Source organism: Roseateles sp. DB2 (assembly GCF_051857535.1).
In the GTDB taxonomy this organism is placed as follows: domain Bacteria; phylum Pseudomonadota; class Gammaproteobacteria; order Burkholderiales; family Burkholderiaceae_C; genus Roseateles_B.
This window is the reverse complement of record NZ_JBPZGY010000014.1, coordinates 1-11,375: the sequence shown is the minus strand read 5'-3', so window position 1 is coordinate 11,375 and position 11,375 is coordinate 1. Positions and strand designations below refer to the sequence as shown.

Annotated in this window: 6 protein-coding genes; 1 reads left to right on the top strand and 5 read right to left on the bottom strand. The window is 68.0% G+C overall.

Annotation, left to right across the window (positions count from 1 at the left end):
* Position 1: 1 nt before the first annotated feature.
* Complete coding sequence (locus ACS5PK_RS18175) at positions 2-856, top strand: hypothetical protein (protein WP_439441676.1); 855 nt, start codon at positions 2-4, stop codon at positions 854-856.
* Positions 857-1,142: 286 nt separating this feature from the next.
* Here ACS5PK_RS18175 and ACS5PK_RS18170 read toward each other — a convergent pair whose 3' ends face one another.
* The 5 genes from ACS5PK_RS18170 to ACS5PK_RS18150 form a co-directional block, all read right to left on the bottom strand.
* Positions 1,143-3,254 (bottom strand): HlyD family efflux transporter periplasmic adaptor subunit, encoded by a 2,112-nt coding sequence (locus ACS5PK_RS18170; protein WP_439441675.1) that lies wholly within the window; start codon positions 3,252-3,254, stop codon positions 1,143-1,145.
* Positions 3,254-4,636: an efflux RND transporter periplasmic adaptor subunit gene (locus ACS5PK_RS18165; RefSeq protein ID WP_439441674.1), complete on the bottom strand. Its 1,383-nt coding sequence runs from the start codon at positions 4,634-4,636 to the stop codon at positions 3,254-3,256. Before ACS5PK_RS18165 ends, ACS5PK_RS18170 begins: the two co-directional genes overlap by 1 nt.
* A 31-nt stretch (positions 4,637-4,667) precedes the next feature.
* Positions 4,668-5,420 (bottom strand): efflux RND transporter periplasmic adaptor subunit, encoded by a 753-nt coding sequence (locus tag ACS5PK_RS18160; protein ID WP_439441673.1) that lies wholly within the window; start codon positions 5,418-5,420, stop codon positions 4,668-4,670.
* Positions 5,417-6,928 (bottom strand): TolC family protein, encoded by a 1,512-nt coding sequence (locus ACS5PK_RS18155; protein ID WP_439441672.1) that lies wholly within the window; start codon positions 6,926-6,928, stop codon positions 5,417-5,419. The genes ACS5PK_RS18160 and ACS5PK_RS18155 overlap by 4 nt, the downstream gene beginning before the upstream one ends.
* Before the next feature lie 33 nt (positions 6,929-6,961).
* Positions 6,962-11,375 (bottom strand): putative Ig domain-containing protein (locus ACS5PK_RS18150; protein ID WP_439441671.1); only part of this gene is annotated, 4,414 nt, incomplete at its 5' end.

Genomic DNA, 11,375 nt, shown 5'->3' with positions numbered 1-11,375 from the left:
GATGTGGAACCTCAAGCAGCTAGCGGACTTTGACGCCAAGAAGCACCTTGACACGGTGTTCGCGGATGGGGAAGTCACAGAGCCGGAAAAGTCGGACCTTCTTGCTCTATATAAGCGGTACGTTGCAACGAACGGAAGGCCGTCAGATGAGCTGCGCGCCGAGGGGCACAGGAAGGAGCTATATGAGCTCATTCACAAGGCCTATGGTCAGGTTCAAGACAACGGGAGGTTGAAGCAGCTTCGGGCGGACTTGAAGCTGCTCGCGGACTACTGCCCCTATTGCGGATTTGCGCCGATTTCTGACCTCGACCATCACTTGCAGCGTGCGCACTTCAAGTTGCTCAGTATCTATCCGCTGAATCTGGTTCCCTGCTGCAGTCCTTGTAATGCTGGCAAGCGGAGGAAGCCGTCAGACGACCCGGCAAAACACCAGATTCACACTTATCTTGACTCGCTGTCGAACTTCGACTTTTTGCGAGCAAAGGCGAGCTTGCATCCAAAGACCGGAGCACTGAAAGTGCAGTACTCGATTGAACAGTGCGAGGGAATGAGCGACGAGCTTTACCGCAGGCTTCAGTTGCATCTCGAGGAGTTCGACTTGCAGGCGAAGTACAACCGGCAAGTGAACATCCACCTCGGCGAGCACGAGCACTCGATGTCATCGACCTTTGCGAGAGGGCCTGAGGAACTTCGCTCCTGGCTAGTGGGAACGGCTGACGCAAACAAGAAGCGCTTTGGAGCCAACGACTGGCGCAGGGCACTGTTTGCCGGGCTTGCGCTCTGTCCAGCGTTCTGGAGCGGTGGGTTCCGCAAGGCACTCGGACTAAAGGATCAACCTGATTGGGCGGCAGCCTGAGCGACTGGACTTGTTTTTCAAGACTGAACGGGATCTCAACTTCAGCTGGTTGCTGTCGCTGGTTCGATTGCCTCGCCCAGCCTCCCCGGATAACCACAATGCGCAGCACTGCGTGAATTCAATGGCTGACTGCGGCCGACTGAGATCGCTGCAAATCGAATCCCACCGAACTCCGGCATCCCGCCGGTCTGAGACCATCGCGGCTGCAGGCTTGAGCAACCGCTTTCTACGGGCGCTTGTCGTCGATCCTCCAGCCGCTACGCAGCAGCAGGAATGCAGCCCCTCCCTACAACGCCGACTCCCTCTGCCACAACGCCACCGCCCAGCGCCAGCCCCGGCCCAGCCAGGAGCGTCGCTCCCCCTGGAGTTCGGCGCGGCCGGGCAGCTCCATCAGCGGGGGCTGGGTGCGGTCGCAGTGCTCCAGGCGCACCCGGAAGACGGGCTGCAGGGGCAGGAGCCGCCCGTCGGGCGCTTTCTGCACGGCAATGTCGCCGCCATGGACGCTGGCCAGCACCGGCGCGTCCAGCTGGCTGAGCTGCACGGGGTCCACGCGCTCCACCCGGCATTGCACGGAAGGCTGTTCCAGGGCGGACGGCACGAAGCGGGCCGCCAGGCCGGGCGACAGGGTGTCCAGCGCCGCTTCGTCGACATAGGCATCCACCTTGCTGCCCCGGGGGCCCACCAGCATCAGCAGGCGTTCGCCGGCAGGTACCCAGGTCCCGGGCTGGACGTCTTCGTTGGATTCCGCCACCCGGGCATCGAAGGGCGCCTGCAGCTGGAGCCGCTGGATCTCCGCCTGCAGCCCGGCCACCTCGGCCGCCGCGGACTCCCAGCGCTTGCGCAGGGCCGCGCCGGCCGCCATCAGCTGCGGATCGAAGGCCTGCTGGCTCAGCTGCCACTGCAACTGCTGCTCGATGGCCTGGGCCTGCTGGAGGCGCACGGCCAGCTCGGGTGAACGCAGTTGCAGCATGGGCTGTCCCGCCTGGAAGGACTGCCCGGCCGCGGGCAGCGGTGACATCAGCTGCGAGGCGTACGGCGCATAGACCGCCTGGGCCTGCAGCGCCCCCAGCACGGCCGGCGCCTGCACCACGCCCTGCCAGGGCCAGACCAGCGCCAGCAGCCCCAGTCCCGCGAGCAGCGCGCTGCGCCGGGACGCGCGATTCCAGCGCATGGCCTCACGCGCCTGCCACCAGACCCGCATTTCCCGCCACACCGGCCTGGCGATGAACCAGCCCAGCTCCACCGCCATCAGGGCCAGGCCCAGGGCCTTGAAGAAGGCGTGATAGACCAGCAGCGCAATGCCGAAGAACAGCAGCAGGCGGTACAGCCAGGTCATCAGGGCAAAGGCGATCAGCCCCGCATGGCGGGCCGGCGGCAAGGTCTCGGGCGCAGGCAGCCCCCAGCCGAAGAGGCGCTCGCGCAGCCACCAGCGGGCCAGGGCAAAGGAGCGCTCGTGCAGATTGGGCATGTTCAGCGCATCGGACAGCAGGAAGTAGCCGTCAAAGCGCATGAAGGGGCTGGCATTGATGGCCACGGTCAGCAGCCAGGTCGTGGTGGCCAGCAGGAAGGCCCCGGAACGCACTGGCCCCCAGGCCGGCGTGTCCGGCAGCAGGTGCCACAGGAGCAGCGCCACACTGGCCAGCGCCAGCTCGCTGAGGATGCCGGCCGCGCCGATGGCCAGGCGCTGGCGGCGCGAGCGGAGCTTCCAGGCCTCGTTGGTGTCGGTGTACAGCACCGGCCACATCACCAGAAAGGCCACGCCCATGGTGGGCACGCGGCAGCCGTAGCGTGTGGCCGTGAAGGCATGGCCCAGCTCGTGCAGGACCTTGGCCACGCTCAGGGCCACGCCCACGGCCAGCAGGCCATCCCAGCTGCCATAGGACGTGAAGGTGTGGGTGAACTCGTCCCAGCGGCGGGCGGACAGGACGCCGCCCAGCAGCCACAGGAGCGCCACGCCGCCCCAGAACGCCGGCCGGTAGGCCCAGCGCACCCAGGGGCTCATGCGTTGCAGCCAGTGCATGGGCCGCAGCAGGGGCAGGCGGAAGAACAGGTAGTTCTTGAGCAGCCACTGCCCGGCGGACAGGTGCTGGGCCCGGGCCTGCTCGCCCAGGCGCTGGCTGTCCTGTGCACTGCTGGCCACCAGCAGGTGGTTGCCGGCCAGCATCTGGAGGAGGCCCTGGACGTCCGGCTCGCCGATCTGCAGCGTGGTCTCGGCATGGACGGACGCCAGCACCGCCTCCACGCTGCCCAGGCCCCAGCGGGCCAGTATTTCAAAGGCCGGCCAGCTGAGGGCGAAGAAGCGGTTGCTGGCCGGGTCGTGCAGGGTCCAGGTGGGAGCGCCGTCCGGCGCATCTGGGCCGGGATGCAGGGCCAGGTCTTGCCTCAGTGCCGGCAGCATCACCAGCCCAGCCACTGTCGGGCCACCGCCAGGGGGCGGCGCAGGGCCACATAGATCAGCGGTGCCCAGCCGCCATGCAGGCGTGCCGAGCCCAGCTGGCCGATGCGTGGCGGGGCCTGGCCGGCCTCGAAGCTGGCCTTGATGCGATAGGCCAGGAAGCCGTCGCGCGTCATCTCGGCACGGTAGGCCACGCTGCTGATGCGGGCGTCAAAGGACTGCAGCGGCGCGCCTTGGGGGTAGAGCGTCAGCCGGTCGCCCACGGCCAGCGGCAGCAGGTCCGCGGCAGGCAGCCAGGCCAGCAGCTCGACCTGACCCGGATCGGCGATGAGCAGCACGCGCTCGCCCAGGGACACGGCCTTGCCGATCCAGTCATTGCCATCGGCAAACACCGCCACCCCTTTGCGGTCCGCCTTCACCTGGATGCGGGCCAGCTGTTCCGCGGTGTAGTCCACCTCCACGGCCTTCTCCTGCAGCTTGCCGCGGCGCAGGGCCGTTTCGGCCCGGCTCTTGTCGCTGGTGACGGCCGCCTGCGCGGACTGCCGGTACTCCTCCTGCGCAGCGTCCAGGGCCTTGCGCGCCAGTTCCATGCGCGTGCGCAGGACGCTGGTGTCCAGGCTGAACAGCGGCGTGCCGGGCTGGACGGCTTCATTGGGACGGATGTCGAAACGCTCGATCACGCCATCCAGCGGTGCCCGCACCATGAAGGGGTTCTGAGGCACGACTTCGGCCTGGGCCAGCGCCGTCAGCCGCACGGGGCACAGGCTGACCAGCAGCAAGGCCGCGATCCACCGCCGCCGCGCCTTGCCGCTCAGGGCCGCCCCCAGGCGTCCCTGCCAGGCCTGCCGGGGTCGAAAGGCGTGCAGGGCGTGTGCATAGGCATGGCCCAGCTCCTGCAGCAGGGCCTTCTCATGCGGCAGCCAGGGGGTATCCCGGGCCAGCAGCAGACCCGCTTCGGCCGCCCCGCCCTCCAGGTCCGGGGCGTGGCCCAGGCGCAACCACAGTGCAGAGGGGGGCAGCCACTGCGTCCAATCCGTGCGCAAGGCCTCCGGCAGGCTCTCCACGGACACCTCGGTCAGCGCCGCCGACGGTTCCGGGGCTGCGCCCGGCTCGCTCTGGCCTGGGAGGGGCCGCATCAGATGCCGGCACAGGCGGCCCGCCCACTGCACATAGGGGGCACTGGTGTCTGGCTGGGGCAGTCCCGACACTGCGGCCACCTGTCCCAGGCCGGCCTGGGTCCACAGCACGGCCTGGCGGTAGGGCAGCAGTTGCAAGGTCTCGTTGACCATCACGAAGCCCAGGGCTTCGGGCGTGGCAGCGTCACGGGCACGCCGCTGCAGCTGAAGCAGGCTCAGCAAGGAGGCATTGGGATCTGCAGCGCTCATGTCAGGCGGCCTGCACGCACGGGGCACACACTCATTTGCGCGCAGGGAACACGGCCCAGCCACTCATGCCCGGCAGAAGGCCCGGCTGGCTGCCATCCATCACGCCGTAGACCGGCAGAGTCTGGCTGACCGGGTCGATCTGCGCACCCAGGCGCTGGACCTTGGCCGGGTAGCTCTTGCCCAGCTCCTCGACTTCCACGCTGAAGCTGCTGCCGGGCTTGAGCCAGCTCAGCCATTTCGAGGGCACGATCATCTGCAGCTCCAACTGCCCGGTCTCGACGATGTCCAGCAGCGGACTGCCCGGCGAGACGTACTGGTGCGCCGCGACCTGGCGCTTGACCACCCGGCCCGCGAAAGGCGCGGCAATGGCACAGCGCCCCACCAGCAGCTTCGCGCTGGCCGCCTCGGCCTGCGCTTCCTTGAGCTTGGCCTGCGACTGCTCGACTTCGTACCTGCCAATCGAATTGAGCTCGGCCATGCGCTGGTTGGACTGCAGCACGGCGGTCGCTGCCTCCACCGTGGCCTCGGCCTTGCGCTGCTGGTTCTGGTACAGCGCGCAGTCAAAGCCGACCAGGGTCTGGCCGGCGCGGAAGGCTTCGCCCTCACGCAGCGGGAGGCTGGCCACGCGGGCCGCGATCTCTGCCGATACCGTGAGCGCATTGCGGGCGCTCAGCTGGGTGCGGATGCGGCCGTCCTTGTCGGTGGCCAGCGGGGAGGTCTGCGCCCAGGCCGTTCCGTGGGTCAGGGCGATGGAAACAAGTGCCGTTCCGATGCCTCGGATCATGCACCGCCTCCGGGGTTGATGGTCTTGGTCCAGTTGGCTTCCGAGGCCCGCACTGAATCACCCAGGGTCTTGAGGTCATGGGACGGCACCGACTCGGGCAAGGGATCCAGCCCCAGGGTTGCCACCAGCTGGCCATAGGCCCCTTGCAGCGCGCCATAGGTCTGGTAGAGCCGCAGCTCGGACATCATGGCCGAGGCCGAGGCCCGGATCTCCTCCAGCTTGCCCTGCGAATTGGCGGAGGCCGCATTGCGGGTGTATTGCAGGATGCGCTGCTCGACCTTGTTGAGGTCGTCCGTCAGCTGGTACTGCTTGAGACGGCCCAGGTAGTCCAGCCGCGCGACGTGCACTTGCGTGAGGACCGCCATGCTGAGCGCCAGGCGCTGCTGGCGGGCCAGATCCAGCTGGGTCTGCGCCACGCCGCGGATGGTGCTGGCGTTCAGCATATTGAACAAGTTCCAGCTCACGCGCAGGCCGACATCGCCCCAGCGGTGGTTGGACAGATAGCTGTTGCTGTCGTAGTGCTGGCCCACGCTGAGCTCCAGCCCGGGCAGCAGGCGGGCCAGCGCCTTGCGCGTCTCCAGCAGGCTGATGCGCTCGTTGTACTGGGCTTCCACCAGTTCGGGGCGGCGCAGCATGGCCGCCTCTTCCATGTCGGCGACCGGCAGGCTGACCTTGGGGGTGGCCAGCGCGGCACCCACGGCCACCGAGAACTGCTCGCCCGGCGGCAGGTTCATGATCGAGGCCAGCCGCGGCTTGGCCTGGGCCAGCTCGTCACGGACAGCCTCGAGCTGGCGCACGATGTCAAGCAACTGTCGTTGGTAGGTCAGGGCCTCGATCGGCGAGCGCAGCTTCTCGACTTCCACCTGGCGGGAGTCGTCCAGGGCCTGGCGGGCGAGCTTCAGCACGGGTTCGATGCGGGCCTCCAGCAGCTGCGCGCCGGCGGCCTGCCACCAGGCCTGGCGCGTCTGCTGCATCAGCAGGTGCAGCACCTTGCGGCGGCGCTCTTCGGCCACCAGCGCGCGGTCCGCCTGCTGGTGCGCGCCGTAGTAGCTCACGCCGAAGTCCAGCACATTCCAGCTCAGGGAGAGGTCGCCGGTGCGATGGTTCTTGTCGCTGGAGGTCGAGGGCTCCAGCGACTGGTTGCCGCTGAGCACGCTGCGCGAGGATGAGGCCAGCTCGTTGTCACGGCCGGCATAGCCTGCCGACAAGGCCAGCTTGGGCAGCAAGTCGGTGCGGGACAGGTTCAGCTGGCGCTGGGACAGCGCCTCCTCCATCAGCTTGACACGGTGGTCCAGGTTGTACTTGATGGCCCGTGCCATGGCCTCGTCCAGCGTGACAGGCCCTTGCACGGGCTCCTGCTGCTGGTACATCTCGGTACGGCCGGCCTTGAGGGCGGCTTGCCGTTCGTCGGGACTCAAGGCCTGCGGCTGGATCGCGCAGCCGGCGAAGGCGGCGGACATCAGGATGGCAAGCAGCGAGCGAGTCGGCAGTCGGCGGGATTGCGGCATCTGGCAGTTCTCCTAGGAATTTTGGCAATGAGATCAAGCGCGCTGCGCGGCGGCCTTGAGGTGCTGGATCCAGGCCTGACGCTCGGCCTTCAGGGCGGCGCTGCCATGGCGTTCGAACTGATCGGCCAGCGCGGCACGCCCTTGCGGCACGGGCGCCGGCTCACGCGCCTGGGCCAGCAGGTCCTGCAGCCCGGCGAAGTCGGCTTCCGCCCCGTCGGGGGCCCACAGGAAGGCGTTGGGCTTGCCCGTGGCCTTGACATCGATTTGCATGTGCGAGCTGACGCGGTGCCCCTTGCTGTCGCGGGCAATCACCTCGATGTTGAGACGCTGACTCAAGCCGGCAGGCGCCTGCCCGCTGAGGGTGCCCGTCACCGGATCGAACTTCAACCAGCTGGGCAGGGGCCTGCCATCAGCCAGGCGGATTTCGACGGTGATCTGTTCCTTGCTGTCCGTGTGGGTGAAGGTGGAGGCGGGCAGCACGATGCTGACGGCTTGCCCGGCGCGCACCGAGAAATCACCGACGTCCGGCAGCGACTGAAGGCCCTGCCCGCCCACAGCGCCCAGCTCCACGAAGCCGGGGCGGGTATCGACCGGTGCAGAGAGCGAGGCGCTGGGCGTGGGCGTCGGCGGGCTGCCCAAGGAGAAGCCACCCGTGGCAGACAGGCCGGACGTCCCGCTGGAGCCTCCTCCCACCGAATCGAGCGCGGTCTGCAGCGGCAGCTGCGTGCTCAGTTGCATGCTCAGCTGCAGCACAGGCTGAGACGACAGCTGCGGCGTGGGCGGCAGTGTTGGCAGGTCCACGGAGCGTACCGGCCCGTCGGACTGGAAGGTCAGCGGCGGCGTCCACCGATCGGGCTCCGGCGCAGGGGCGGGGGTGGGCGTCGGCGCCGGCACCTCAACCACGGGCGGGATTGCGACCACGGGACTCAGCTGATAGGTCTGGGACACGCCGCCGCTGGCCAGGGCGTTGCCCACAGCATCGGCAATGCCACTGCCGGCGGCATTGAGCCGCAGGGACAACTCGCCCATGCCAGAAAGGCCGCCCAGCACGACGGTGTAGGTGCGTGCGTCCAGCTGGGTGAGAGACCGGATGGTGCCTGTGGCCGTGCCACTGCTCACCAGGGAGAGATCCGCGAGGTCAAGACCTGTCACGGCTTCGGAGAACACCAGCGAGTAGCTGGCCGTGGCAGCACCGGTGGGCGAAGGATCCAGGCGGTTGAAGCCCGTCAGCGTTGGGGCCACGGCATCGATCTTGAGGCCATCCGTGCCGGGTACGCCCTGAAGTGTCAGGGTGGCTTCATTGCCCGCGCGGTCGCGCAGCGAGGCCCCTTGGAGCTCGATGCGGGATCCCAACGCAATGCCCGTGCTGTCCAGTTCGCCGCTGCCCACGACATGCCGGAAGGTGAGCGTCGTGCCCCCCGAGCCGGCGAGGTAGTCGGCATAGACGGTTCCGCCAGAATCCAGCGTGATGGCGATGCGCGGCGTGCCGCCCGTCGTGTCCACGGTGAGTGCTTCACTGAACTGCACGCTGAAGTCCAGAACCTGGCCTGCCACGTAGTTGCCGTTGGCCGGCAGGTTCACATGGACGACCTCGGGTGCCTGCCCGTCGATCACCAGCGCCTTCTGTCCGGCCAGCGCATCGGCGCTGCCTGTGGCGGGCAAGGTCAGCACCGCGTCCAGAAGCGAAGCCCCGCGAATGCGGCCGCCGTTGAGGGCAAGGGCCGCGTTCGAGGCGTAGTCCAGGTCGGCACTGCGGTCGCCAGGCTGGACCGTGTAGGTGAAGCTGAGGGTCTTGGTGCCAGAACCGGACACATAGACGGCATTGCGGTCGACGGCCCCGGTCTCCAGCAGCAGCGTCGGCGTGCCGCCTGCCGTGTCGACGGTGACGGCCTGGTCGAAAGTGACGGTGAGGGTGAGGGTATCGCCGACCTTGTAGTGTCCATCGGCCCCGGACGAGCTGACGACGGTGACGACCGGATGGATCGGGTCGATGCTCAGGGCCACGCTGTCCAGGTCCGTCTTGGCGCCTCCCGCACCGCTGTGGCCCAGGTCGCTGGTGCTGATCTGCAGGCTCGCGGGTCCGTTGTATCCCGTCGTGGGCGCGAAGCGCAGGCCATTCAGCGCAGCGTTGATGTCTGCCACGGTGCCCTGGAAGGTCATGCTGGCGTCGCCGGTCCCGGTGCCCGAGACAAAGCTCAGACCGCCCAGCCCGGAGAGCGTGAGCGTGCCGTGTGTGACGGTGAGCGTGACCTGCTCCAGGCCCCCGCCCGCGTCGACGTCACCGATGCTGATCGGATTGCCCTGGGCGCTGCCAAACACCAGATGCCCATCCTGGTCCACATGCTGGGTGAGCACGGGAACGCTGTTGACGGGACTGTCGTTCGCCGCGGCCATGCTGATGAGCCGGGTCGCCGCAGGGCTGCTCAAGCCACCGTCGCTGACGCTGAAGCTCACCGTGCGGGTGCCGGTGTCCGGTGTATCCGAGGTATTGGTGTACGTCACGGCTCGCAGGGCCGCCTGCCACTGGGCCAGGGTTGCGGTGGAACCCGCCGAGCTGAGGGTCAGCACCCCGGTGCTGCTGTCGTAGCTGCCGCCGATGTTGCCGAAGCTGCTCGAGCTGGTGTTGGCAAAGGCCAGCACATCCTCCGCGCTGTGGAAGTTGCCGCTGATGCTCACGATGGCGCTTGCCAGGGTGGTGCTGTCGACATCGCTGACCAGGATGCCACCATCCACGACAACGGGCACGCTGGCGCTGTCTGTGCCCTCGACGAAGGCGGTGCTGCCGCTGGTGGTGCCGAGCACCGGCGCATCGTTGATCGCCCCCACGCTCACCGTCGAGGCAATGGACAGACTGCCGGTGTCCAGGCCGCCGCTGGCCGTCCCGCCGCCGTCCTGAAGGCTTGTGAGGGTCACGACGCGGTTGCCGGCGGTCGGAGCGTCTCTGTCATTCCGGTAGGTCAAGCCGTTGATCAGGCTTTGCGTCGTGGCCACGCTGAGCCCGGCCGGCTTCGTGAACGTGAGCGTGGCCGTATCGCCCGCCACACTCACCGTGACGTTCAGGCCGTTGCCGGCCGTCGTCAGGGTCGTGCCATGGGTCAGGGCCACGGAGCTGCCATCGATCCCCAGCAACTCACTCCCCCCATCGCTCAGCTGGCTGACCGTCAGGGTGAACTGCAGGATGCTCTGCCCGGCTTCCCCCGTGCTGATGGAGGCTGCACTGAACAGGCCCACAGCGGCACCGCCCTCGACGAAGGCGAAGGTCCCTGTGCTGGCACTGAGGGTCGGTGCATCGTTGACCGGCACCACCGCCACGGTGACGTCCGCGCCGGTGCTGGAGCCGCCGTCGCCATCGTCGACGGTCACGCGCACCGTCCGGGCCGCGGTGCTGGGGTCCACGCTATTGGCGTTGCGATAGGCAATGTCGCGCATCAAGGCCTGCACGGCAGCGGGCGTGGCATTGCTGTTGAAGGTCACGACCAGGTCGTTGGAGCCACTGCCGCCGGTAAAAGTGCCGATGAGCACGCCCCCGTAGCTGACCTGGCTGCCCGACACGCCGATCTGGCCCGCGCCATTGCCCTGGTGCACGATGGACAGGAGATCCTCACCCGCGACTCGATTGGTCACGATGGCGGCGCGGAGGGTGCCGCCGTCGAAGTCGGCGCTGTCGCCATCCACCACGGTGGCGTCTTGCCCGGCGTCGAGCAGGACGACCGCGCCGTCCTCGGTATAGGAGATGCTGTCTCCGCCCAGACCGCCCACCACGGGCGTGTCGTTGCCCTTCACCACCAGGTCATTGCCGCTGTCCCCGGCGTAGGTCAGCCGGAAGGTCCTGGCACCGAAGCTGAGGCTGCCCCCTTCGGCGGTGCTGCCCGGGTTCACGAAGGTGTCTGCCCCATCGTTGACGATGAGCACGAAGGTGCCGCTGCCAGTGAAACCGCCACTGGAGGTAAGCGCCACGCCACCCACCCCGCCCAGGTCCACGGCGCCGTTGACGACGACTTGGTCGTACTGCGTGCCCGGCGTGGTACCCGCCAGCTCAGCATTCAAGGTGCCGGACAAGGCCAGGTCGCCCTGGATGGTCAAGGTGCCAATGGCATTGGCCCCTGGCGCCAGGGTCGCGCCGCTGTTCACGGCCACGTTGCCTGTGATGGTGCCGCTGCCGCCCAGGGTGGTCCCGCTGGCGGCCTGCACGGCACTGCTCACGCTGCCGTTGACCCACAACGAGCCTCCGCTGAGGGTGGTGGCGCCGGTGAAGGTGTTGGTGCCGCTCAAGGTCAGCGCCCCGGTACCCTGCTTGGTCAAGCCCCCGGTGCCGCCGATGGCGCCGGAGAAGGTGGTGCTGCTGTTGTCTCCACCCGCACTGAGCGTGTTGGCGCCGAGATTGACCGTACCCGCGCCCGCCAGCGAGCCTATGGTCTCGTTGGCGGACAGGTTCAGCACGCCGCCC

What these genes read in the sequence shown, in the direction of transcription:
- ACS5PK_RS18175 (WP_439441676.1), top strand. Translation starts at nt 2, where the DNA reads ATGTGGAACCTCAAGCAGCTAGCGGACTTTGACGCCAAGAAGCACCTT.
- ACS5PK_RS18170 (WP_439441675.1), bottom strand. Translation starts at nt 3,254, where the DNA reads ATGCTGCCGGCACTGAGGCAAGACCTGGCCCTGCATCCCGGCCCAGAT.
- ACS5PK_RS18165 (WP_439441674.1), bottom strand. Translation starts at nt 4,636, where the DNA reads ATGAGCGCTGCAGATCCCAATGCCTCCTTGCTGAGCCTGCTTCAGCTG.
- ACS5PK_RS18160 (WP_439441673.1), bottom strand. Translation starts at nt 5,420, where the DNA reads ATGATCCGAGGCATCGGAACGGCACTTGTTTCCATCGCCCTGACCCAC.
- ACS5PK_RS18155 (WP_439441672.1), bottom strand. Translation starts at nt 6,928, where the DNA reads ATGCCGCAATCCCGCCGACTGCCGACTCGCTCGCTGCTTGCCATCCTG.